The sequence below is a fragment of the Corynebacterium hylobatis genome (genome assembly GCF_003955685.1).
GTDB lineage: Bacteria > Actinomycetota > Actinomycetes > Mycobacteriales > Mycobacteriaceae > Corynebacterium > Corynebacterium hylobatis.
This window is the reverse complement of the sequence record NZ_RXHJ01000001.1, coordinates 107,901-129,864: the sequence shown is the minus strand read 5'-3', so window position 1 is coordinate 129,864 and position 21,964 is coordinate 107,901. Positions and strand designations below refer to the sequence as shown.

22 protein-coding genes are annotated in these 21,964 nt (G+C 69.1%); 17 read left to right on the top strand and 5 right to left on the bottom strand.

Annotated elements, in window-relative coordinates; genetic code table 11:
• Positions 1-17: 17 nt before the first annotated feature.
• From EAH68_RS00560 to EAH68_RS00550, 3 genes are read left to right on the top strand one after another with little or no spacing between them, the layout of a single operon-like run.
• A complete protein-coding gene (locus EAH68_RS00560; protein WP_126119370.1) occupies positions 18-578 on the top strand; it encodes an HD domain-containing protein in 561 nt (186 codons plus the stop codon).
• A gap of 26 nt (positions 579-604) precedes the next feature.
• Entirely contained in the window at positions 605-1,549 is a 945-nt protein-coding gene (locus tag EAH68_RS00555) for a pyridoxal-phosphate dependent enzyme (protein WP_126119369.1), read from the top strand.
• Positions 1,546-4,152, top strand: coding sequence for an FAD/NAD(P)-binding protein (locus tag EAH68_RS00550; RefSeq protein ID WP_126119368.1), 2,607 nt, complete (start codon positions 1,546-1,548; stop codon positions 4,150-4,152). The genes EAH68_RS00555 and EAH68_RS00550 overlap by 4 nt, the downstream gene beginning before the upstream one ends.
• Here EAH68_RS00550 and EAH68_RS00545 read toward each other — a convergent pair.
• Complete coding sequence (locus EAH68_RS00545) at positions 4,149-4,859, bottom strand: IclR family transcriptional regulator (protein ID WP_126119367.1); 711 nt, start codon at positions 4,857-4,859, stop codon at positions 4,149-4,151. The genes EAH68_RS00550 and EAH68_RS00545 overlap by 4 nt on opposite strands.
• Before the next feature lie 56 nt (positions 4,860-4,915).
• On the opposite strand from EAH68_RS00545, the gene leuC reads away from it, so the two are divergent.
• Positions 4,916-6,334 (top strand): 3-isopropylmalate dehydratase large subunit, encoded by a 1,419-nt coding sequence (gene leuC, locus EAH68_RS00540; protein ID WP_126119366.1) that lies wholly within the window; start codon positions 4,916-4,918, stop codon positions 6,332-6,334.
• A gap of 11 nt (positions 6,335-6,345) precedes the next feature.
• Positions 6,346-6,942: a 3-isopropylmalate dehydratase small subunit gene (gene leuD, locus EAH68_RS00535; RefSeq protein WP_126119365.1), complete on the top strand. Its 597-nt coding sequence runs from the start codon at positions 6,346-6,348 to the stop codon at positions 6,940-6,942.
• Here the strand turns inward: leuD and EAH68_RS00530 are convergent.
• Both EAH68_RS00530 and EAH68_RS00525 read right to left on the bottom strand, forming a co-directional pair.
• Positions 6,926-7,336: an OsmC family protein gene (locus EAH68_RS00530; RefSeq protein ID WP_126119364.1), complete on the bottom strand. Its 411-nt coding sequence runs from the start codon at positions 7,334-7,336 to the stop codon at positions 6,926-6,928. The two genes, leuD and EAH68_RS00530, sit on opposite strands and share 17 nt — an antisense overlap.
• A gap of 9 nt (positions 7,337-7,345) precedes the next feature.
• Positions 7,346-8,350 (bottom strand): NUDIX hydrolase, encoded by a 1,005-nt coding sequence (locus EAH68_RS00525; protein WP_126119363.1) that lies wholly within the window; start codon positions 8,348-8,350, stop codon positions 7,346-7,348.
• Positions 8,351-8,475: 125 nt separating this feature from the next.
• Between EAH68_RS00525 and EAH68_RS00520 the strand changes: the two genes are divergently transcribed.
• Both EAH68_RS00520 and EAH68_RS00515 read left to right on the top strand, forming a co-directional pair.
• Complete coding sequence (locus EAH68_RS00520; RefSeq protein ID WP_277600446.1) at positions 8,476-9,489, top strand: NAD(P)H-dependent glycerol-3-phosphate dehydrogenase; 1,014 nt, start codon at positions 8,476-8,478, stop codon at positions 9,487-9,489.
• A 6-nt stretch (positions 9,490-9,495) separates the two neighbouring features.
• On the top strand, positions 9,496-10,581 hold the full coding sequence (locus EAH68_RS00515) for a D-alanine--D-alanine ligase family protein (protein WP_126119362.1): 1,086 nt from the start codon (positions 9,496-9,498) through the stop codon (positions 10,579-10,581).
• Here the strand turns inward: EAH68_RS00515 and EAH68_RS00510 are convergent.
• The gene (locus EAH68_RS00510) at positions 10,553-11,497 is read right to left on the bottom strand and encodes a DUF3515 domain-containing protein (protein WP_126119361.1); all 945 of its coding nucleotides are present in this window, start codon (positions 11,495-11,497) and stop codon (positions 10,553-10,555) included. The genes EAH68_RS00515 and EAH68_RS00510 overlap by 29 nt on opposite strands.
• On the opposite strand from EAH68_RS00510, the gene EAH68_RS00505 reads away from it, so the two are divergent.
• From EAH68_RS00505 to EAH68_RS00470, 8 genes are read left to right on the top strand one after another with little or no spacing between them, the layout of a single operon-like run.
• Positions 11,496-12,494 (top strand): thiamine-phosphate kinase, encoded by a 999-nt coding sequence (locus EAH68_RS00505; RefSeq protein WP_126119360.1) that lies wholly within the window; start codon positions 11,496-11,498, stop codon positions 12,492-12,494. The genes EAH68_RS00510 and EAH68_RS00505 overlap by 2 nt on opposite strands.
• Positions 12,494-13,138, top strand: coding sequence for a uracil-DNA glycosylase (locus tag EAH68_RS00500; protein ID WP_126119359.1), 645 nt, complete (start codon positions 12,494-12,496; stop codon positions 13,136-13,138). The genes EAH68_RS00505 and EAH68_RS00500 overlap by 1 nt, the downstream gene beginning before the upstream one ends.
• Positions 13,139-13,149: 11 nt before the next feature.
• Positions 13,150-14,586: a DAK2 domain-containing protein gene (locus tag EAH68_RS00495; RefSeq protein WP_126119358.1), complete on the top strand. Its 1,437-nt coding sequence runs from the start codon at positions 13,150-13,152 to the stop codon at positions 14,584-14,586.
• Between the two features lie 2 nt (positions 14,587-14,588).
• Positions 14,589-16,685, top strand: a complete 2,097-nt coding sequence (locus tag EAH68_RS00490) for an ATP-dependent DNA helicase RecG (protein ID WP_126119357.1) — start codon at positions 14,589-14,591, stop codon at positions 16,683-16,685.
• A 10-nt stretch (positions 16,686-16,695) separates the two neighbouring features.
• Positions 16,696-16,905, top strand: a complete 210-nt coding sequence (locus EAH68_RS00485) for an acyl-CoA carboxylase biotin carboxyl carrier protein subunit (RefSeq protein WP_126119356.1) — start codon at positions 16,696-16,698, stop codon at positions 16,903-16,905.
• The gene (gene rsmD, locus EAH68_RS00480) at positions 16,902-17,477 is read left to right on the top strand and encodes a 16S rRNA (guanine(966)-N(2))-methyltransferase RsmD (RefSeq protein ID WP_126119355.1); all 576 of its coding nucleotides are present in this window, start codon (positions 16,902-16,904) and stop codon (positions 17,475-17,477) included. Before EAH68_RS00485 ends, rsmD begins: the two co-directional genes overlap by 4 nt.
• On the top strand, positions 17,474-17,959 hold the full coding sequence (gene coaD, locus EAH68_RS00475; RefSeq protein ID WP_126119354.1) for a pantetheine-phosphate adenylyltransferase: 486 nt from the start codon (positions 17,474-17,476) through the stop codon (positions 17,957-17,959). Before rsmD ends, coaD begins: the two co-directional genes overlap by 4 nt.
• A gap of 12 nt (positions 17,960-17,971) precedes the next feature.
• A complete protein-coding gene (locus tag EAH68_RS00470) occupies positions 17,972-18,715 on the top strand; it encodes a sulfite exporter TauE/SafE family protein (protein ID WP_126119506.1) in 744 nt (247 codons plus the stop codon).
• Positions 18,716-20,025: 1,310 nt separating this feature from the next.
• Here the strand turns inward: EAH68_RS00470 and EAH68_RS00460 are convergent.
• A complete protein-coding gene (locus EAH68_RS00460) occupies positions 20,026-20,787 on the bottom strand; it encodes an SDR family oxidoreductase (protein ID WP_241228220.1) in 762 nt (253 codons plus the stop codon).
• Between EAH68_RS00460 and EAH68_RS00455 the strand changes: the two genes are divergently transcribed.
• Positions 20,762-21,436 carry a TIM barrel protein gene (locus tag EAH68_RS00455; protein ID WP_126119353.1) on the top strand — a complete coding sequence of 225 codons (675 nt, stop codon included), beginning with the start codon at positions 20,762-20,764 and terminating at the stop codon, positions 21,434-21,436. The genes EAH68_RS00460 and EAH68_RS00455 overlap by 26 nt on opposite strands.
• Entirely contained in the window at positions 21,433-21,963 is a 531-nt protein-coding gene (locus EAH68_RS00450; RefSeq protein WP_206436323.1) for an NUDIX hydrolase, read from the top strand. Before EAH68_RS00455 ends, EAH68_RS00450 begins: the two co-directional genes overlap by 4 nt.
• The last annotated feature ends 1 nt before the right edge of the window (position 21,964 follow it).

Here is a 21,964-nt window from a genome sequence, read left to right as displayed (position 1 = left end):
CACCTATGATCGGCCCCATGATGCTCAGCCACCGCCTCATGCACGCCATGAACACCGCGGCCGTCAATCACTGCGACCAGGTGCGGAAGGGTTCAGGGATCCCGTACATCGCGCACCTGTATGCGGTCATGCACCTGGTCTCCCAGGTGACTGATGACGAGGACATCCTCATCGCCGCGCTCTTCCACGACACCCTGGAGGACGTGCCGGAGAACTACCCGGAGGCGCGCATGCGGGCGGAGTTCGGCGACCGGGTCACCGACATCGTGCTCGGGCTGACCAAGGACGATTCCCTGCCGGACTGGCAGGCCCGGGCTGACGCCTACCTGGAGCAGCTGGCGAGACGGGCCCCGGACGAGTCCGTGCTCATCGCGTGCGCGGACAAGCTGCACAACCTGCTGTCCATCCTCGATGACCACGCCATCCTGGGGGAGGACCTGTGGGCGCGCTTCAACTCCGGGAAACAGCAGCAGCAGTGGTGGTACGCGCAGGTCAACCGGGTAGTGGAGGAACGGTTGCCGGGTCTGGCGCTCAACCGGGAACTGGCCCGTCACGTGGAGTTCTTCCACGGCCTGTGAGAACGATTTCGCGTAATATTTCCCGCATGGATGTCTCCTCCGGCGTCACTCTCGCCAATACCATCGGTAACACCCCGCTGGTGCGACTCGACCGGTTCACCGCCGGCCATGACGTCACCATCTGGGCGAAGCTCGAGAGCTTCAACCCCGGCGGCAGCGCCAAAGACCGCACCGCCCACGCCATGGTCGCCGCCAGCACCCTGCGCCCCGGGGACGTGGTGGTCGAATCCAGTTCTGGAAATCTGGGCGTGGCGCTCGCCCAGGAGGCCGTCCTCGGCGGCTGGACCTTCCACTGTGTGGTGGATCCCCGGACCAACCGCTCCACGATCGCCCATATGCAGGCCCTGGGCGCGGTCGTCCACGAGGTCACCGAGCCGGACGCGGCAACCGGCGACTGGCTCACCGCCCGGCGCGCCCGGGTGACTCAGCTGCTCGGGGAGATCGAAGGTGCGCAGTGCCTGGACCAGTACTCCAACCCGGAGGCCTTCCGCGCGCACGATGAGGGGACCATGACGGAGATTCTCCAGCAGCTGGGGCATGCCCCGGACCATCTCGTGGTGGCGGTGAGCACCACCGGCACGGTGGGCGGTTGTCTGCGGCACATCAACGCACAGGGCCTGCACACGGAGGTCACGGCGGTGGATGCGGAGGGTTCGGTGCTCTTCGAGGGTGCTCCCGGCCCGCGGCATCTGCCCGGTTTCGGGGCGGGCATGGTCCCGGAGCTGTCGAACTCAGTGAAACCACACCGGGTGCTGCGCATCAGTGACCGCGATTCGGTGGCCGGTGCCCGCCGGTTGGCGAAGCTGGAGGCCATCCTGCCGGGGGCCTCGGGCGGGGCGGTGATCGCGGGCGTCGAGAAGCTCCTGCCGGAGCTGGAGCCGGGCAGCGAGGTGGTGCTCATCCTGCATGACAACGGGACGAGGTACCTGGACACGATCTACAACGACGACTGGGTGGAGGAGAACCTGTGATCACGGTGGACATCATCGGCGGGGGGCCCCGTGGCCTGTGGGCGGCCGAGGAACTGTTCGGGCTCGCCCGGGAACGGGGCGCGGCGGTGGATCTGCACGTCTTCGATGACGGCCGGTCGCTGGCCTATGACCCCCAGCAGCCGGAGGAATGGTTGATCAACGTGCGGTCCTCGGTGGTCCGCACCCAACTGGGCAGCTTCGATGACTGGCGGGGCGCGCACGACGACCCGTTCCCGCCGCGGCGCCTGGTGGGGGAGTTCCTCCGCGATTCCTGGGCGGCGCTCGAGGAGCACCTGCCCCCGCGCTGCCGTTTCACCCGGCATGACAGGCACGTGGAGCGGATCGAGCCCCGGGAGGATCGCTGGGCCGTGGAGGACATGGTGGCCGACGAGGTGCTGCTGGCCACCGGGCATGCCACCGGGTGGCCGGGTGCCCTGCGCCCCGAGCAGCTGCCCGAGGGCGTGCGCCTGATCTCCTCGCCCTACCCGGCCGGCAACCTCGCCGGGATCGGGTCACAGGACCGGGTGCTCGTCCGCGGGGCCGCGCTGACCTTCATCGACATCATCCGGGCCTGCTGCCCGGAGGTGTTCATCCCCGTCACCCGCACGGGCAGGCTCATGGTGGTCAAACCGGAGGTCGATGCCGCGCAGGTGCACGACATCATCGACGCCGGCCAGGACCGCATCCGCCGGGTGGCGGACATGCCGGGCCTGCTGACGGTACTGACAGATACTGCCGCGCAGCTCATGGCACGCACCGGCAGCACCGACGATGACTGGGCCGCGGGCATCGCCTGGCGTGACCTCTATCCGGCCATCGTCGAGCGCGCCTCCTACGCCGGGCGCGACAGCCTGGAGGGTTTCGGTGAGCTGGCCCGCCGACTCGAGCGTGTCGCCTTCGGCCCGCCCCCGGAGACCGCCGGGCACCTGCAGGAGCTCATCGACGCCGGCCGCGTCGACATCTCCCATCTGCACCGCGGGGAGGAACCCCTCGGCGAACTCGCCCGCGAACTGGGGGCGACGGTGGTCATCGACGCCGTCATCCCGCCGCCCGGGGTGGTACCCGGCACGCTGTGCGCCCGACTGGTGGAGCAGGGCCTCGCCCGCATCCGCCCCGGGACCCGCGGCCTCGACGTGGAACCGGACGGCACCGTCGTGGGCCAGCACACCCTCGCCGCGGTGGGGCGCATGACCGAGGACGTGGTGCTGGGCAACGACACCCTCTCGCGCACCCTCCACGACGTCATCCCCCGGTGGGCACGCCGGGTCATCCCCGGACCGCAGCAGGCGCACGGCATCCCGCCGCTGACCGCCCGCCTGGAGCCGTGGGCGCAGGAACTGACTGCGGATCTGCCGGCCTGTCGGGACCTGCTCGCTGAATTCGGCAGTCCCGCCAATATCCTGGATCCGGGGCCCATGCCCGGCAACATTCAGGAGCTGGTGGCCGCCGGCGCGGACTGCGGGGTGGACACCCGCATCTTCTTCGCCCGCAAGGCCAACAAGGCGCTCGCCTTCGTCGACGCGGTCCGCGATGCCGGGCACGGCGTGGACGTCGCCAGCGAAAACGAACTCGCCCAGGTCCTGGCCCGCGGGGTGCCGGGGGAGCGCATCATCCTCTCGGCGGCGATCAAACCGGACCGCCTGCTGGAGCTGGCGATCGCCAACCAGGTGACCATCTCCGCTGATTCCCGCGCCGAACTCGAGCGCATCTCCGCGCTCACCGCTGGCCGCCGGGCGCACGTCGCCCCGCGTGTCGCCCCCGATCCCGGGCTACTGCCGCCGACGCGTTTCGGTGAGCGCTCCCGCGACTGGGCCGCGCACCTCGCCGACCCGGTCGAGGGGGTGGACATCGTCGGTCTCCACGTCCACCTCCACGGCTACTCGGCAGTCGACCGCGCCACCGCGCTGCGCGAGTGTTTCTCGCTTATCGACACCCTCCGCACCGCCGGGCATGACCCCTCCTTCATCGACCTGGGCGGCGGGGTGCCCATGAGCTACCTGGATGACGGGCAGCAGTGGGAGGACTACCAGCAGGCGCGCCGGGCGGTGCTCGACCGCTACGCCACCCCCTTCACCTGGAAGTCCGATCCGCTGGCCAACGTCTACCCCTTCCACCAGGCACCGGTACGCGGGGCATGGCTGCGGGAGGTGCTCGCCGACGGGATCGCGGAGGGGCTGGTTGACCGGGGTCTGCGCCTGCACCTCGAGCCGGGGCGCAGCCTGCTCGACGGTTGCGGCCTGATCCTGGCGGAGGTGGCCTTCGTGAAGACCCGCAGCGACGGCGTGCCGCTGGTCGGACTGGCGATGAACCGCACCCAGTGCCGCACCACCTCCGACGACTACCTCGTCGACCCCATCCACCTCACGGAACACACCGACGGGGAGGAGCTTGAGGCCTTCCTGGTCGGTGCCTACTGCATCGAGGACGAGCTCATCCTGCGCCGGCGCATCCGCTTTCCGCAGGGTGTGCGGGCCGGGGACATCATCGCCCTCCCCAACACGGCCGGTTACTTCATGCACATCCTCGAGAGCGCCTCGCACCAGATCCCGCTGGCGAAGAACGTGGTGTGGCCGGCGGGCACACTGGATGACATCGACACCTAGAGCGCACTCGAGAGGTGGTGGGCCGCGGCCGCGAGCTCCGCGCCCCATTTCTCGCCGGGGTGGGGGCGCAGACGCTCGGCCGGCCCGGAGACCGAGAGTACGGCGATGAACTGGCCGGCGGGCGTGAACACCGGGGCGGAGAGGGAGGCCAGGCCGACCTCGCGTTCGGAGACGGATTCGCTCCAGCCGCGGACCCGGACCTCGTCGAGGTCGGTGGGGGAGAATCGGGCGTCGGCAAGCAGGGAGTCCCGCAGTTCCTTGGAACCGAAGGTGAGGAAGACTTTGGCGGCCGAGCCGGAGGTCAGGGGCAGCTGGGCGCCGACGGGGACGGTATTCTGCAGGCCGACGGGTGGTTCCTTGGCGGCGACGCAGGTGCGTGAGGTGCCGGTGAGCTGGTAGAGCTGCACGGATTCGCCGGTGGTGTCCACGAGGCGGGTCATCACCGGGGTGGCGGCGGCGATGAGCTGGTCCTTGCCGCCGGTGCCCAGGGTGGTCAGGACAGGGCCGGTCTTCCAGCGGCCGTCCTCCCCGCGGGCGAGGATGCCGTGGATCTCCAGTGCAGTGGCCAGGCGGTGTGCGGTGGCGCGCGGTAGGCCGGTGGTCTCGCAGAGCTCAGTGAGCGAGAGCGGATGCGGGGCCACGGCCGTCATGATCGCAACGGAGCGGTCGAGAACCTTGATCCCGGAAACTGCGCTATACTGTCCCATACCGCGATACTAACATCTCATGTTGTGAGATTTCTCTGAGGGAAAGGTGGACATCCATGGCCGAGAAGCTGACGCTGGCCGAGAAGGTGTGGAACGACCACATCGTCGCCAAGGGCGAGAACGGGGAGCCCGATCTTATCTACATCGACCTGCAGCTCCTCCACGAGGTGACCTCCCCGCAGGCCTTCGACGGACTGCGTATGGCCGGCCGGAAGCTCCGCCGCCCCGACCTGCACCTGGCCACCGAGGACCACAACGTGCCCACCGAGGGCATCGTCTCCGGTTCCCTGCTGGAGATCAAGGAGGCGACCTCGCGTATCCAGGTGGAGACCCTGCGCAAGAACTGCGCGGAATTCGGCATCCGCCTGCACCCGATGGGTGACATCAACCAGGGCATCGTCCACACCGTCGGCCCCCAGCTGGGTGCCACCCAGCCGGGTATGACCATCGTCTGCGGTGATTCCCACACCTCCACCCACGGCGCCTTCGGCTCCATCGCCATGGGCATCGGCACCTCCGAGGTCGAGCACGTCATGGCCACCCAGACGCTCTCCCTCAAGCCCTTCAAGACCATGGCCATCGAGGTCACAGGAACGCTGCAGGAGGGGGTGACCGCCAAGGACCTCATCCTGGCGATCATCGCCAAGATCGGCACCGGCGGCGGCCAGGGCCACATCATCGAGTACCGTGGCGAGGCCATCCGCAACCTCTCGATGGAGGCGCGGATGACCATCTGCAACATGTCCATCGAGGCCGGCGCGCGTGCCGGCATGGTCGCCCCCGACGAGAAGACCTTCGAGTACGTCCAGGGCCGCGAGTTCGCGCCGAAGGGTGCCGACTGGGACGCCGCGGTCGAGTACTGGAAGACCCTGCCCACCGACGAGGGTGCCGAATTCGACACCGTCGTCGAGATCGACGGCTCCGCCCTGACCCCGTTCGTCACCTGGGGCACCAACCCCGGCCAGGGCCTGCCCCTGGGCGCGGACGTGCCGGACCCGGAGGACTTCACCAACGAGGCCGACAAGGCCGCCGCGGAGAAGGCCCTGACCTACATGGACCTGACCCCGGGCACCCCCCTGCGTGACATCGCCATCGACACCGTCTTCCTCGGTTCCTGCACCAACGCCCGGATCGAGGACCTGCGCGAGGCCGCCGAGGTGCTCAAGGGCCGCACCATCGCCGCGAACACCCGCATGCTCGTCGTGCCGTCCTCGACGATGGTCAAGCAGCAGGCCGAGCAGGAGGGCCTGGACAAGGTCTTCACCGACTTCGGCGCCGAGTGGCGCACCGCCGGCTGCTCCATGTGCCTGGGCATGAACCCCGACCAGCTCAAGCCGGGCGAGCGTTCCGCCTCGACCTCCAACCGCAACTTCGAGGGCCGCCAGGGCCCGGGTGGCCGCACCCACCTGGTGTCCCCGCCGGTGGCCGCCGCCACCGCCATCCTCGGCCACCTGGCCAGCCCCGCCGACCTCTAAGGAGAAACCCCATGGAGAAGTTCACCACCCACACCGGCGTCGGCGTGCCGCTGACCCGCTCCAACGTCGACACCGACCAGATCATCCCCGCCGTCTACCTCAAGCGCGTCACCCGCACCGGCTTCGAGGACGGCCTGTTCGCCGGCTGGCGCAAGGACGAGGACTTCATCCTCAACCAGGAGCCCTACGACAAGGGTTCCGTGCTCGTCGCCGGCCCCGACTTCGGCACCGGCTCCTCCCGTGAGCACGCCGTCTGGGCGCTCATGGACTACGGCTTCCGCGTTGTGCTCTCCCCGCGCTTCGCCGATATCTTCCGCGGCAACTCCGGCAAGGCCGGCCTGCTCGCCGCGCAGATGGAGGAGGCCGACATCGAGCTGCTGTGGAAGCAGCTGGAGGCTGAGCCGGGTCTGGAGATCACCGTCGATCTGGAGTCCCGCACCGTCACCGCCGGTGAGAACACCTACCAGTTCTCCGTCGACGACTACACCCGCTGGCGTCTCCTGGAGGGCCTGGACGACATCGGCCTGACCCTGCGCAAGGAGGCCGACATCACCGCCTACGAGGCGCAGCGCCCGGCCTTCAAGCCGACGATCACCGCCGAGGTCTGACCTCGGCGGTGGCCGCCACCCCGTGGTTGAGGCTGCGCTTGATGGCGCACAACCGCTCGATGACCCGCTCAGCGCGGGCGATGAGCTTCTCCTGCTCCGCCGGGTCCAGCGCCGACATGTCCGGGGAGATGGTGGCCCGCAGCCCGGCGACCCGGCCCGCCCCCTCATCGTCGACACCCTCGACGGTGGCGGTGGCCTCATAATCCGCACCCAGGTTATGCGCGAGCTGGGTCTCCGCGGAGAGCACCGAGCAGGCTGCCAGCGCGGCCTGCAGCAGCTCACCGGGGGAGAAGGCCCCCTCCTCACCGGGGGCCCCGATGCGCAGTTCCGCGCCGGAGGCGTTGCTCACGGTCCAGGTGCCCGAGGTGTCGCGGCGGGCGGTCAGATCAGTCATGGACCCAGCCTATTTGGCCGGCAGGGGGCTGGCCAGATAATCCGCCCCTGTCAGCTGACCCTCGTTGAAGGACAGCACCCACACTGAACCCTTCTTCGCCTCGATCTCATCCAGCGGCAGGCGCCCGTTCGCGCTCAGCCAGGCGATCATGTGCGGGACGGACTCGCCCTGGGAGACCACGACGGAAGTGCCGCCGGCCTCGATCAGCTCGGTGAAACGCTGCTGGCAGGCCACCTGGTTGGCGATCCACGCCTCGTCCCCGAACAACGGGTCGACGGTGATCTCGACGTTGAGTTCATCGGCCAGGGGAGCGGCCGTCGCCTGGCAGCGGTCCGGCTCGGCGGAATAGACGGCGGTGGGTTTATAGGGCAGGAGCATGGGCACGAGCATCTCCGCCTGGCGTCGGCCCTTCTTGTCCAGGGGGCGCAGGTTGTCGTCGCCCTCCCAGTTACGTCGGCTGTGGGCCCGCGCGTGGCGCACGTAGAGCACCCGCGAGGTGGCGGGCAGGCGGAACCGCTTCTCCGCCTTGTCCAGCACGTGCCGGTCCACCTCGTAGCTGAGCAGCTCCCGGGCCTGCGCCAGCGGCAGCCAGCGCAGCTCATCGACCTCTGCGTTGGGGGTGAACTCCCCGCCGAGGACCTCACCCGTCCAGTAGTAGACGACCTTCATGCGGTCGAGCACGGGGTAGGTCACCTTACCCAGGAGCTTGCCCAGGCGGATCTCGAAGCCGGTCTCCTCCACGATCTCCCGGGCGGCGGTGGTGGGCAGCGATTCGCCCGGGTCGACCTTCCCCTTCGCCAGGGACCAGTCGTCGTAGGCGGGGCGGTGGATGACGGCCACCTCCACGGTGTCCAGGTCCGTGATGTCCCCGCGCCAGAGCACGGCTCCGGCGGCGAGCATCGCGCGTTTGAACTCCTTCGCCGGATCCGCAGGAATCACCTGGTGCCGACCATTGACCAGCAGTTCCGGCCCCTGGTCCTTGTCCACCTCGTGGGGCAGCGGATTCTTCGCCATGACTCTCCTCGGTCGGTCTCGGATACGGTTCCCACCATTTTCACCCACCTCCGCCCGATTCGCAGGACCAACGCATCCTTTAAGCTGGTTTCCAACGGACGTCTAGAGAATGTAGGGAGCAGCGAGTGGTCAAGGTCGCGATCATGGGGGCAGGTTCGTGGGGCACCACCCTGGGCAAGGTCTTCGCCGACGGCGGCAGCACCGTCTCCCTCTGGGCCCGCCGCACGGAACTGGCGGAACAGATCCAGCGTACCCGCGCCAACCCGGACTACCTGCCGGACATCCGGCTGCCCGAGGCGGTGACCGCGACCGATGACGCTGTCCTGGCTCTCGCGGACGCGGACATCGTCATCTTCGCCGTCCCCAGCCAGACGATGCGCGACAACCTCAAGGTCTGGACCCCGCTGCTGCCGGCGGATTCCACGCTGGTGAGCATCTCCAAGGGCATCGAGACCGGCACCCACCTGCGGATGAGCCAGGTCATCGCCGAGATCACCGGGGCGGACACCGACCGCATCGCGGTGCTCTCCGGCCCGAACCTCGCCCGCGAGATCGCCCTGGAACAGCCCGCCGCCACCGTCATCGCCTGCACGGATGAGGAGCGGGCCAAGCTGGTGCAGACGGCAGTGGCCACCCCCTACCTGCGCCCCTACACCAACACCGATGTCGTCGGCGTGGAACTGGGTGGCGCCTGCAAGAACGTCATCGCCCTGGCATGCGGTGTGGCCGCCGGCCTGGGTTTCGGCGAGAACACCCTGGCCACCATCGTCACCCGCGGCCTCGCCGAGATCTCCCGTCTGGGCGAGGAACTCGGCGCCGATCAGCGCACCTTCGCCGGGCTGGCCGGCCTGGGTGACCTGGTGGCCACCTGCACCTCCCCTCTCTCGCGCAACCGTTCCTTCGGTGTCCGCCTCGGTGAGGGCGGCACGCTGGAGGAGGCGATGAAGGCCACCCACGGGCAGGTCGCCGAGGGCGTGATCTCCTCGAATTCGATCCACCAGCTGGCCGGGGCCAACAAGGTGGAGATGCCCATCACCCAGGCCGTCTACGCCGTGTGCCACCGCGGCCTGGACGTCCGCGACATGATCGCGGCACTGATGGGTCGCTCCAAGAAGGCGGAGTACAACCCGGTAGGCTGATCCGTCATGGAACAACCACAGCGCATCACGGTCGGCGTCATCTACGGCGGCCGCAGCAGCGAGCATTCAGTGTCGTGCGTGTCCGCAGGGGCGGTGATGTCGCACCTCGACCCGTCCAGATACGAGGTCGTGCCGATCGGCATCACCCGTGAGGGGATGTGGACGGTGGGTGAGGCCGATCCCACGGCGCTGATGATCAGGGAGGGGCAGCTGCCCTCCGTGGTGCCCGGTGCGGAGCTCTCGCTCTCCTTCAACCCGGCCGAGCGCGGCCTGGTGCGCAACCTCACCGCCGGTACGGAGCACGCCCGGCTCGACGTCGTATTCCCGGTCCTGCACGGCCCCTTCGGTGAGGACGGCACCATCCAGGGCATGCTCGAGATGGCGTGTGTGCCGTATGTGGGCACGGGCGTGCTGTCCTCGGCCTGCGGCATGGACAAGGAGTTCACGAAGAAGCTCGCCGCGGCAGAGGGCCTGCCCATCACCGCTGAGGTGATCCTGCGGGAGGGGCAGGATGACCTGGACGAGAAGCAGCGCCACATGCTGGGCCTGCCCGTCTTCGTCAAACCCGCCCGCGGCGGTTCCTCAATCGGGGTGTCGAAGGTGAGCGACTGGTCGCAGCTGCCGGCTGCCGTGGCGCTGGCGCGGGAATCCGATGCCAAGGTCATCATCGAGGCAGAGCTGGTCGGCGCGGAGGTCGAGGTCGGTGTCCTCGAGTACCCGGACGGCACGCTGGTGGCCTCCGTGCCGGCGAAGCTGAACAACACCAACGACTCGGATGAGGGTTTCTACGGCTTCGAGACGAAATACCTCGACGACGTGGTCACCCCGACCATCCCCGCACCCTTCGGCGAGGAGACCAACAACCGGCTCCGGGAGATGGCGATCGAGACCTTCCGGGCACTGAACTGCCAGGGTCTGGCACGCGTCGACTTCTTCCTCACGGAGGAGGGCCCGGTGCTCAACGAGATCAACACCATGCCGGGTTTCACGCAGATCTCGATGTACCCGCAGATGTTCGCCGCCTCAGGCGTGCCCTACGAGGAGCTTCTCGACGTCCTCGTTACTACTGCTCTGCAGTCTCCGCGGCGATGATCTCGCCCAGCTCCACGACGGCGGCGTTGCCCGTCGCCTGAGGGACGCTGACGGCAATGTCGATGTCGCGGCCGAGCGCGAACCAGGTCGAGGACGTGGTGCCGTTGGCCAGGGTGGTGTCCTCGAACCAGACGATGTCGTTGACCTGGTTGAGCTGCAGACCCGGGCGGTAGTTCTCCGGCGGGGCGACACCGCAGCGCAGGACGACGGGCTCGAGACCCGGGGCTGTCCACGCGGCGGTGCGGGGCTCGGCGACGTCGATACGCTCGTAATCCTCCGCGATGGTCTCCGGCAGGGCGGCCATGAGATCCGCACAGCGGTCGCCGGTGTCCCCGGCGGGGGCCAGCCGGGAGAGCGGGGCGGGGTAGGGCTCGTGTTCGGCGGCCGGCAGGGCGGAGACGTTCTCGGCGAGGTCGGCGACCGGGTTGCCGGCACGCCCCAGGGACTCCTCGTCAGCGGTGACGGCGACAACCTGTTCCCGGTCGACGGTGTACCAGGAGGACAGGGTGGAACCCGGGGTGGCGTCGGTGATCCGCAGCCACTCGACCCCCTCGATGGTCTCGGTGGGGGCGTAGTCGGTGTACTGGAAGGGCAGGTCGACGCCGCATCGCAGGGTCACCCGCTCCACGGAGCTGGAGGTCCAGGCCGCGGCGCCGGCGGGCACGGGTTCGACGATCTCGGCCCGGTTATGCCCGATCAGTTCATCCGGCAGACCGGCGATGAAATCGGCGCACTCCCGGGAATCCGCCAGCGGGGCGGGCAGTTCACTCATGACCACGGGCTGCTTGGCGGCCCGGTCGAATACGACCTTGGCACCGAGGACAACGCCGATGACCAGCGCCACCGCCAGGACCAGGGACAGGTAGACGGCGGTCTTGCCGGAGCGACTAGGTTGGGGGGAAGCAGCGGAGCTCATGAACCGCAAGTCTATCGAAAGGGTTGGCGTGACCATCTTCCCCGCCCACTATTCCGGCCCGACGCTCGGGGAGGTCGGCGAACACCGCACGATCGAGGCGATCATGGAGGCGGCGCCATCCTCACGCAACGGTGACGACGCCGCGGTGCTCAACCACGCCTCCCCGAATTCACGCACCGTGGCCACCACGGACATGCTGGTGGAGGGCCGCCACTTCAAGGTCGGCTGGTCCACGCCGGAGGAGATCGGCCAGAAGGCGATCGTGCAGAACTTCGCCGACATCGAGGCGATGGGTGCCCGCCCCATCGCCGCCCTCCTGGCTGTCTCCGCCCCGCGCCACACCCCGGTGGACTGGGTGCGCGGGGTGGCCACCGGCATCCACCAGCGGGTGGGGGAGTACTCCGCCGAACTCGTCGGCGGGGACCTCACCGAGGGTGACCAACTGGTGCTCTCCGTCACCGCGATCGGTTCCCTGGGCGGTTCGCGCCCGGAGCTGACCCTCGACCGGGCCCGGCCCGGCCAGCGGGTGGTCACGCATGGCCGGATCGGCTGGTCCGCGGCCGGCCTGGCCCTGCTGGAGCGCTACGGGCGGGAGCAGGTGCCGGAGAAATTCACCCCGCTCGTCGATGCCCACTGCGCCCCCCGTCTCAACCCCGGCCGCGGCGTCGTCGCGCGTGCCACCGGGGCGACCGCCATGACCGACAACTCGGACGGACTGATCGTGGACCTGAACACCATCGCCTCCCGCTCGGGGGTGGGCATCGACCTGCACTCCGCGGACATCTGCCCGGCACCCCTGATCATGGAGGCCGCCGACCTGCTCGACGCCGACCCGTGGAAGTGGGTGCTCTCCGGCGGGGAGGACCACACTCTGCTGGCCACCACCGCAGGCGACCCGCCCTCCGGTTTCCGCTCCATCGGCCGGGTGGTGCGCGGTGAACGCGTCACCATCGACGGCGAGGAACCCCGCTACGGCCACGGTTGGGTGAGCTTCTGATGCTGCCCGTCCACCAGTCCTGGCTACCCGCACTGGAACCGGTCGAGGAGCGCATCCATGCCCTCGGCGACTTCCTGCGCAGCGAACCCGCCTACCTGCCGCCCGGGGACGACATCCTCCGCGCCTTCCAGGACCCCTTCGACCAGGTCAAGGTGCTCATCGTCGGCCAGGATCCCTACCCCACGCCGGGGCATGCCATGGGGCTGAGCTTCTCCACCCGTCCCGGGGTACGTCCCCTGCCGCGCAGCCTGGCCAACATCTTCCGGGAACTCTCCGCGGACCTCGGCGTGCCCGCACCCGATGACGGCGACCTGAGCCCCTGGTCACGGCAGGGGGTGCTGCTGCTCAACCGGGTGCTCACCGTGCGCCCCGGCCAGGCCGGTTCCCACCGGGGCCGGGGCTGGGAGGAGGTCACCGAGGCCGCCATCCGTGCCCTCGCGCAGCGGGAGCAGCCACTGGTGGCCATCCTCTGGGGCCGCGACGCCCAGACCACCGGCCGCTTCCTCGGCGACACCCCGCGCATCGAGTCCCCGCACCCTTCCCCGCTGTCCGCCTCCCGTGGTTTCTTCGGCTCCCGCCCCTTTTCGCGGGCGAATGAGCTCCTGGAGTCTGTCGGAGCCGAAACCGTGGACTGGCAGCTGTAAACTACGGCGTTATGTCCTATCCGCGAGAGCTAGACGGCAGCCGACTCCACGACTGGGCGGCCCGGGCCGTCGCCGAGCTGTCCGCCCGCCGCGCGGAGATCAACGCCCTCAACGTCTTTCCCGTCCCGGACGCGGACACCGGCTCCAACATGGCCCACACCATGGAGGCGGCCCTGGCCGAGGCGGAACGGCTGGCCGGGGAACCCGGCGTCGGAGAGGTGGCCCGCGCCCTGGCCATCGGCAGCGTCCGCGGTGCGCGCGGCAACTCCGGCCTCGTGCTCAGCCAGGTGCTGCGCGCCATCGCGGATTCCGCCGACCACGGACGTGTCGACGGCGCCTGCATCGCCCGCGCCCTCACCCTCGCGGTGCAGCTGGTCGACCGCGCCATCGCCGAACCTGTCGAGGGCACCGTCATCACCGTGCTGCGTGCAGCAGCCGTCGCCGCGGAGGCCGCCGGTGAACAGCTGCAGGAGGTCGTCCCCGCAGCCGTCGATGCCGCCCGCACCGCCCTGGCCAACACCCCCTCCCAGCTCGACATACTCCGCGAGGCCGGGGTCGTCGACGCCGGGGGAGCGGGCTTCCTCGTGCTGTTGGAGGCACTCCTCGCCGAGATCCGCGGCACCGCCGCCAGCACCGCCATCCCCACCGGAACCACCACCGGCCCCACCGCCGAACTTGAGGTCATGTTCTTCTTCCTCGGCGACCTCGGCACCCTCGAGGACGCCCTGGCCGCCCTGGGCAACAGCCTGGTGCTCGCGCGTATCGACGAAACCAGTGCCCGCGTCCACATCCACTCCCGCGAACCCGGCCGCGTCATCGAGACGGCCTACGCCACCGGTGAAGTCTCCGACCTGCGGATCGAGGTGCTTCCCGACGCCCCTCAGGTGGCCACCCCGCGCCGGGTCATCGTCGCGGTCACCCCGCCGGGATCCGTCGCGGACCTCTACCGGCAGGCCGGGGCGGTGGTGGTGGCACCGGGGGAGGACGTCGTCTCCGGGATCCTCTCCGAGGTGCGCAACTCCAGTGCGGAGGAGCTGATCCTCCTGCCCAACGGGCTGCTGGACCGCCGCCAGCTGGTCTCGGTGGAACGCGCCACCCATGCCCTCGACCAGTCCTTCACCATCGTGCCCACGGGAAGACTGGTCTCCGGTATCGCGGCGCTGAGCGTGCACGACCCGCAGGCACCGGCCGGGGTGGCGGCCTACACCATGTCCGAGGCGGCAGCCTCGATGCGCACCGCGATCCTCACGCCGGCGGACGTCCGCACCACCGTGGAGGCAGCCGCAGAGGCCGCCTGCCGGGAGCTGCTGGCCGAGGGCGGCGAGCACGTGATCCTGCTGACGGGGACGGAGGTGGACGTCGATAAGATCGATGCCGCCCTGCACGTCGACGTTATGGCCTACCCCGCCGACGGGCTGGGGCATCTGCTGGAGATCGGGGTCGAGTAGCCGTGCTGGGCTGGACCGACGACCGGCTGCTGGCCGATGTTCTCCCGAAGAAGGAGGCCACGGCCCTGACCAAGGCCTTCGGCTACACCACCTGCCAGGACCTGCTCGAACACACTCCGCGCGCCTGGTCCCGCCACGGTTCCGGCGTGCTCGCCGAGGACGCCCAGGAGGGCGACATGATCACCTGCGTCGGTGAGATCATGGGCGTGCGCCACTTCAACACCCGCGACGGCAAGGGTGTCATCCGCGTGGCCATCAACGACGGCCGCACCGTCTTCACCGCCTCCTTCTTCAACTCCTCCTACGTGGGCCGGGTCCTGCGCGAGGGATCCAGGGCGATGTTCGCCGGAAAACTCAAGTTCTACCGGGGTGAGCCGCAGCTGCAGCACCCCGATTTCCTCATCCTGCCGCGGCCGGGGGAGCGGGCCGCCGGCAGCGCCTCCCTGAAGACGCTCTCCCTCTACGGCGATCCCGATGAGCTGCTGCGCGGCCTCGACCACGTGCCCATCTATCCGGCGACCAGCCGGGTGGCCTCCTGGCGGATCATGGCCGCCATCCGCCACATCCTGACCACCCTGCCCCCGGTACCGGAACCGCTCGGGGAGGTGCCCGCCGGTCTGATCAGCTTCGACGAGGCTGTCCGCGGCATCCACTTCCCCGGCCCCGAGGGCCCGGAACCGCACCTGGAGCGGCTCAAATACAACGAGGCGCTCACCCTCGGTCTGGTCATGGCGCTGCGCCGGCTGGAGACGCTGCGTCGCCACGCACCCGCACTCGCCCCGGTGGCGGAGGGCCACCGTGCCCGCCTGCTCGGGGACCTGCCCTATGAACTGACCGCGGGGCAGCGTACCGTCATCGGCGAGATCGCCGGGGACCTCAGCCAGGGTGAGCCGATGAGTCGGCTGCTGCAGGGCGAGGTCGGCTCCGGAAAGACGGTCGTCTCCCTGGTGGCGATGCTCCAGGCCGTTGATGCGGGCCGCCAGTGCGCCATGCTCGCCCCCACCGAAGTGCTCGCGGTCCAGCACGCCCGTACGCTGACGGCCCTGCTCGCCGACGCCGGGGTGCCGGTCTCGGTGGTGCCGCTGACCGGTTCCATGCCGGTGGCCGTCAAACGCCAGGCACTGCTCGACATCGTCTCCGGGCAGGCGGACATCGTGGTGGGCACCCACGCGATCATCGAGGACACCGTCGAGTTCTTCGACCTCGGCCTCGTCGTCGTCGATGAGCAGCACCGCTTCGGTGTGGAGCAGCGCGCCCGCCTGCGTGCGAAGGGGAGGGAGGGGCAGACCCCGCACCTGCTGGTCATGACGGCCACCCCCATCCCACGCACCATCGCCATGACTGTTTTCGGCGACCTGGAGGTCTCCACGCTGCGGGAGTTGCCCGGGGGCCGCAAACCCATCACCTCCTATGTCATCCCCGAGTCGAAGCCGGACGGCATACGGTGGGCCATCAACCGCATCGGCCGGGAGGTGGAGGCCGGCCGGCAGGCCTACGTGGTGTGCCCGCGTATCGACGGCGACGGCGGCGTCCACCAGGTCTATGAGCTCCTCGGCCACGGCCCCTTCCGCCACTTCGTCGTCGGTTACCTCCACGGCCGGATGAGCAGCGAGGACAAGGACCACATCATGGGCCGCTTCGCCGCCGGGGAGATCCAGATCCTCGTGGCCACCACCGTCATCGAGGTCGGCGTCGACGTGCCCAACGCCACCGTCATGCTCATCCGCGAGGCCGAGAACTTCGGTGTCTCCCAGCTCCACCAGCTCCGCGGCCGGGTGGGGCGTGGCGGGCACGCCTCGACGTGCATCTTCCACACCCTCCACGACAACGACGGCCGGATCGCCGGCGTGGCCGCCACCACCGACGGCTTTCAGCTGGCGGAACTCGACCTCATCCACCGCCAGGAGGGTGACGTGCTGGGCACCAGTCAGTCGGGTACAGCGCGCACCGTCAAGCTGCTCAACCTCATCGAGGACTACGCCCTCATCGAACGCGCCACCCACGACGCCACGGAGCTGGTTGCCCGGCATCCGCTGCTCGCCCAGCGCGTCGTCCTGGAGATCGACCGTACTGACCGGGAGTTCCTGGAGAAGAGTTAGGGTGTAGGGCATGGATATCTGTGCCCCTTTCGCCGGCATCGTGCGCTACCACGTCGCAGCCGGCGACACCGTCGCCACCGGTGACGCCCTGGCCACCGTCGAGGCCGTCAAGCTCGAGGCCCCGGTGCTCGCCCCCGGTCCCGGCACCGTCGGCAAGCTGGCCCGGGAGGACTTCTCCGATGTTCTCGGCGGCCAGCTGCTGCTGGAGGTCAACGAATGACCCGCATCATCTCCGGTGAGGCCCGCGGGCGGAGGATCAAGGTCCCGCCCGCCGGCACCCGCCCCACCTCCGACCGGGCCCGCGAGGGACTGTTCTCCTCCCTGCAGGTGCGTTTCGGCTTCATCGACGCCCGCGTCCTCGACCTTTTCGCCGGCTCCGGGGCCCTCGGCCTCGAGGCTGCCTCGCGTGGCGCGGCGGAGGTCGTGCTCGTGGAGAATGACCGCGCGGCGGTGGAGATCATCCGGCATAACGCGGGTGTGGTCAAGCACCCGGCCGTGCGGATCGAGGAGATGAAGGCGTCGACCTACCTGGCGAACGCCCCGCGCGACTACTTCGACATGGTGCTCGCCGACCCGCCCTATGAACTCGCCGACGAATCCGTCCGCGAGATGCTCGAGGCCCTCGCCCCCGCGCTTGTCGACGGTGCCGCCGTCGTCGTCGAGCGCCACAGCTCCTCGCCCGAGACCGACTGGCCGGAAGGCTACGAGCCCACCACCCAGAAACTGAAGAAGCGCACCTACGGCATGGCGCGCATGGACATGGCCGTCTACCACCGAAAGGACCCCCAGTGAGAGCAGTCTGCCCCGGTTCGTTCGATCCCGTGACCATGGGTCACCTGGACATTTTCCGCCGGGCCGCGGCCCACTTCGAGGAACTCACCGTCCTGGTCACCGGCAACCCGAACAAGCGGACGGGCCTGTTCACCATCGACGAACGCATGGAACTGATCAGGTCAGTGACCCGGGACATCCCCAACGTCCGGGTCGACTGGTGGGGTGGGCTGCTCGTGGAGTACACCACCAAGCACGGGATCACCGCCCTGGTCAAGGGCCTGCGCACCGCGCTGGACTACGAGTATGAACTGCCCATGGCGCAGATGAACCGCCGGCTGACCGGCGTGGACACCTTCTTCCTGCTCACCGACGAGAAATACGGCTACATCTCCTCCTCCCTGCTCAAGGAGGTGGCCAAATACGGCGGCGATGTCCGCGGCCTGCTTCCCGACGCCGTCGTCGAGGCAGTCGAAGCGAAATATCGTAGCACCAACGGGTAATCTGTTCGGGTGATCGCCGAACTTCTCCTCATCTTCCTCATCGTCGCGGTGGGCTCCGCCATGCAGCGCATCTCCGGCATGGGGCTCGGCCTCATCGCCGGCCCCGTGCTCGCCGTGATCATGGGGCCTGTCGAGGGCATCCTCGTGGTCAATGTGCTGGCCTTCTTCAACGCGGCCGCCACGACGGCCACCGTCCGCGAATACGTCGACTGGCGCAAATTCGCCATCATCGGTTCGGTGCTCATCGTCGGCTCCGTCCCCGCGGCCCTGCTGGTGCGCGAGGTCTCCGGCTCCCTCCTGCAGGCCCTCGTCGGCGCGCTGCTGCTCATCGCCCTGGCGGTGACCACCTTCGGAAAGAGTCTCATTCCGCGTGCCGAGGGCACCGCCCCAGCTGTCGTGGCCGGTATCGCGGGTGGTTTCATGAACACCCTCGCCGGTATCGCCGGGCCGGCGATCACCGTCTACGCGCAGGCCTCCCGCTGGCAGCAGCAGTCCTTCGCCGCCACCCTGCAGCCGATCTTCATGGTGGCCGGTGCACTGTCGTTCATCACGAAGATCCTCTCCGGCGCGGGTTCACTGACCGACACCAACTGGCTGATCTGGCCGGTCGGCCTCCTCGGCATGGCCCTCGGCCTGTGGATCGGCGTCCGACTCAGCGAGAAGGTCAGCCGACCACGGGCACGCAACATCGCCCTCGTCCTGGCCACCGCCGGTGGCGTCACCGCCCTGGTCCGGGGTGTCTCGGGTCTTCTCTGACAGCTCATCCCGCGCCTGCTTCCTGGCCTGGGCCCGTGCGCGGGCCCGCTCATTTCGGGCGTCGCGGCGCTGCACGAAGGTCTGCACCCAGCGGCGCGAATCCGGGCTCAGCGGCCCCTCGGGCTCGTCCTCCAGCCACTGGCCATGGGGCAGCAGCCAGATCACATGTCCGGTGACGGTGTCCAGGACGTAGCGGAGGTGCCCGCTGGTCTTGAGGTTGTGGTGGTGGCGGCACAGCTTGGCCAGGTTGTCCGCCTCCGTTCGGCCCCCGTCGGCGTGGTTGCGGATGTGGTCGTTGTCGCAGAACTCGGCCGGCACCGTACAACCGGGATAGCGGCAGACGCCGTCGCGGCCCTCGATCAGGGCCTCCAGCCGCTCCGGGGTGCGGTAGGCGTCGGTGGAGAATTCTGCGACCCCATCGAGGTCCCGGACGGTGGCGGATTTCGTCAGCCACTCCTGCGCACGGACGGGGTTGAGCCAACCGGCGCGGGGGAAGTAGACGGGGGCGTCCGGGACATCGTGGGCCCGGTAGAGGTTCAGGTTCACCTTGATGCCCTTGTCCTCACCGGTGACCAGCAGCGCGTGGGCAGCGGCGAAGCCGATCTTCCGCTCGCGGGCCAGGGCGCGGACACGGGCGTCGATGGCCGCGGCGGTGGGGGCGTCGAAACGCGCGAAGAGGTCAGCGGTGCCGTCATCGTTGATCCGCATCGAGTAGGTGGCGCTGGGCAGCTCCGGCTCCTCCTCGTCCGTGGCGATGGACGCGTCGAGCTCGTCAAGCAGGGCCTTGATCCGCTTGGCGATGGCCCGCGCCGTGGGCAGCGGCTGGCCGGGGCGGGTGGCAGTGAGGTAGCTGGTCAGCCGCTCATCCAGCTCGTGGAAGTACCCGCGGTCGGCCATCGCCAGGGCGGAGTCGATCGCCCGGAGACGGTGCATGTCCAGCAGATGCAGCTGCTGCTGGTGGGCGCGTAGCGAGGGCAGTTCATCGAGGGTGGTCATGGCCATGAGATTGCGTTCGATCTCGCGACGGCTGAGGCCGGTGCTGCGGACGAGAGCGGCGTAGTTGACGTCGCAGTCGACCTCCGCGTTGACGTGGTTGGCGAGCCTCCGCCAGAGGTTGAATACGGCGCGGTTGGCCTCGATGGTGGCCACGGCGTAGGGGTCGTCGGGGTCGTTGATGGAGTGGAGTGGGTCGATCGGGCTCACGTCCTCACGTGGCTTGCAGGAGTTCGATCTGACGTTCGACATTCACGCTAGACCACGACCCCGACATGACACCCCCTTCCGGGGGATTTGGGCCCGCTGAACTGCAGTTATCCTCGCCCCAGGTAGGGCATGCCCGCAGCCGTCACCGTCACCTGATCCACACTGACATCCGCCGGCATCGCGGCCACCGCGACGAGCAGACGGGCGGCCTCGGCGGCGTCGAACATCGGCTCGGCACCGGTGAAGGAACCCAGCAGTGCGGTGCGCACGTTCCCGATGTCCAGCTCGGTCGCCGTGATGCCGTAGGGGCGCCCGTCGAGGGAGGTCGACACCGTCAGGCTGGCCACCGCCGCCTTCGAGGCGGCGTAGGCACCGACCCCGGCGCGCGGGGAGTGGGCGGCGATGGAACCGTTGTTGATGATCCGTCCGCCCCCGTGCGCCGCCATCCAGGCGAAGGCCTGCCGGCTGCACAGGAAGGTGCCGGTGATGTTGGTGTCGAGGGTCGCGCGCCACTCGGCAGGGGAGATGGTGTGGATCTCACCGGTGGGGCCGGGGATGCCGGCGTTGTTGACCAGCAGATTGAGGCGTCCGTAGTGGCCGGTGATCTCCTGGAAGGCGACCGCGACGCTCGCCTCGTCGGAGATGTCGCAGGGGACGACCAGCGCGTCGGCGAGTCCCTCGGCGGTCTCCTCGAGGGTGCGGCGGGTGCGCCCCAGAAGGGCCACGGCCCAGCCCTCCTCGGCGAGCGCGGTGGCGAAGGTCCGGCCGAGGCCCCCGCCGGCACCGGTGACCACGGCAACTTTCCTGTCCATCTTGTCCATGATCTCATCGTAGAGTGGGACCATGATCACCGCGATGAACTGCTCCATCGGCCGCTCCAGCCTCACCCAGGGGCTGGATGCGGCCGCCACCACCGATGTGGAACTGTGGTGGCCGTTCCCGGTCCCGGATCCCACGGACGCGGAGATCAACGCCGTGGTGGGGGAGCTGCGCAGCCGCGGGTTGAATCTGGTGGCGCTGAACATGTTCGGCGGTGACCTGGCAGCCGGGGACCGCGGGATCCTGCATGAGCAGGACATGCCGGCCGCGCACCTTGATGCGATCGAGCGTTTCCATGAGCTGACCGGGGTTGAGCGTTTCAACCTGCTCGTCGGCCGCGGCGGGGCGCAGCTGACGGGGCGGCAGGTGGAGCGCTTCGCGGCGGTGGCGGGGGACGTCGATAAGCGCTTCGGGGGAGTGGCGATGATCGAGCCGATCTCCGGTGCGCCGGATTATCCCGTCAGGACGCTTATCGACGCCGCCCCGCTCCTCAGCCACGGCGGCCTCCTGCTCGACCTCTACCACCTCGCCGTCAACGACGCCGTGGAGCTCGAGGGGGTGGTGCCCGAACATGTGCAGGTCGCCGATCTACCCGGGCGCGGGGCGCCGGGGACGGGGGAGCTGCCGCTGGAGCAGTGGGTGGCGCAGCTGCGCGCCAACGGCTACCGCGGGCACATCGCCGGGGAGTGGCTGCCGTGATCGAACTGTGGGACCTCTTCGACGCCGACCGCCTGCCCACGGGACGTACCGGAGTGCGTCAGGATGGCCAGGTGGACGGGCAGCTGCACGTGGTGGTGCACGTGTGCCTGTTCAACGGAGCGGGGCAGATGCTCATCCAGAAGCGGACGCTGAGCAAGAAGGACTGGCCGGGGCTGTGGGACTTCACCGTCGGCGGCAGCGTGCACGCCGGGGAGAACAGCCGGCAGGGCGCGATGCGGGAGGTACGCGAGGAACTGGGCCTGGACATCGACCTGGAGGGTGCCCGCCCGAGCTTCACCTTCAACTTCGAGTACGGCTTCGACGATTTCTACCTGCTGCACCGGGAGGTGGACCTGGCACAGCTGGCCGTGCCCAACGAGGAGGTCGATGAAGTGCGGTGGGCGGACCTCGATGAGGTGCTCCACCTGGTGCGCACGGGCCAGTTCCTCAACTACCGGGAATCGGCCGTGCGCTTCATCTTCGATTTCGTGGGCCACCGCAACATCTTCGACCCGCGGGGATTGTGAG

Excerpts from the sequence above, each read along its gene's own strand:
- EAH68_RS00560 (WP_126119370.1), top strand. The coding sequence starts at position 18 with ATGATGCTCAGCCACCGCCTCATGCACGCCATGAACACCGCGGCCGTC.
- EAH68_RS00555 (WP_126119369.1), top strand. The coding sequence starts at position 605 with ATGGATGTCTCCTCCGGCGTCACTCTCGCCAATACCATCGGTAACACC.
- EAH68_RS00545 (WP_126119367.1), bottom strand. The coding sequence starts at position 4,859 with ATGGGACAGTATAGCGCAGTTTCCGGGATCAAGGTTCTCGACCGCTCC.
- leuC (WP_126119366.1), top strand. The coding sequence starts at position 4,916 with ATGGCCGAGAAGCTGACGCTGGCCGAGAAGGTGTGGAACGACCACATC.
- leuD (WP_126119365.1), top strand. The coding sequence starts at position 6,346 with ATGGAGAAGTTCACCACCCACACCGGCGTCGGCGTGCCGCTGACCCGC.
- EAH68_RS00530 (WP_126119364.1), bottom strand. The coding sequence starts at position 7,336 with ATGACTGATCTGACCGCCCGCCGCGACACCTCGGGCACCTGGACCGTG.
- EAH68_RS00525 (WP_126119363.1), bottom strand. The coding sequence starts at position 8,350 with ATGGCGAAGAATCCGCTGCCCCACGAGGTGGACAAGGACCAGGGGCCG.
- EAH68_RS00515 (WP_126119362.1), top strand. The coding sequence starts at position 9,496 with ATGGAACAACCACAGCGCATCACGGTCGGCGTCATCTACGGCGGCCGC.
- EAH68_RS00505 (WP_126119360.1), top strand. The coding sequence starts at position 11,496 with ATGAACCGCAAGTCTATCGAAAGGGTTGGCGTGACCATCTTCCCCGCC.
- EAH68_RS00510 (WP_126119361.1), bottom strand. The coding sequence starts at position 11,497 with ATGAGCTCCGCTGCTTCCCCCCAACCTAGTCGCTCCGGCAAGACCGCC.
- EAH68_RS00500 (WP_126119359.1), top strand. The coding sequence starts at position 12,494 with ATGCTGCCCGTCCACCAGTCCTGGCTACCCGCACTGGAACCGGTCGAG.
- EAH68_RS00495 (WP_126119358.1), top strand. The coding sequence starts at position 13,150 with ATGTCCTATCCGCGAGAGCTAGACGGCAGCCGACTCCACGACTGGGCG.
- EAH68_RS00485 (WP_126119356.1), top strand. The coding sequence starts at position 16,696 with ATGGATATCTGTGCCCCTTTCGCCGGCATCGTGCGCTACCACGTCGCA.
- rsmD (WP_126119355.1), top strand. The coding sequence starts at position 16,902 with ATGACCCGCATCATCTCCGGTGAGGCCCGCGGGCGGAGGATCAAGGTC.
- EAH68_RS00455 (WP_126119353.1), top strand. The coding sequence starts at position 20,762 with ATGATCACCGCGATGAACTGCTCCATCGGCCGCTCCAGCCTCACCCAG.
- EAH68_RS00460 (WP_241228220.1), bottom strand. The coding sequence starts at position 20,787 with ATGGAGCAGTTCATCGCGGTGATCATGGTCCCACTCTACGATGAGATC.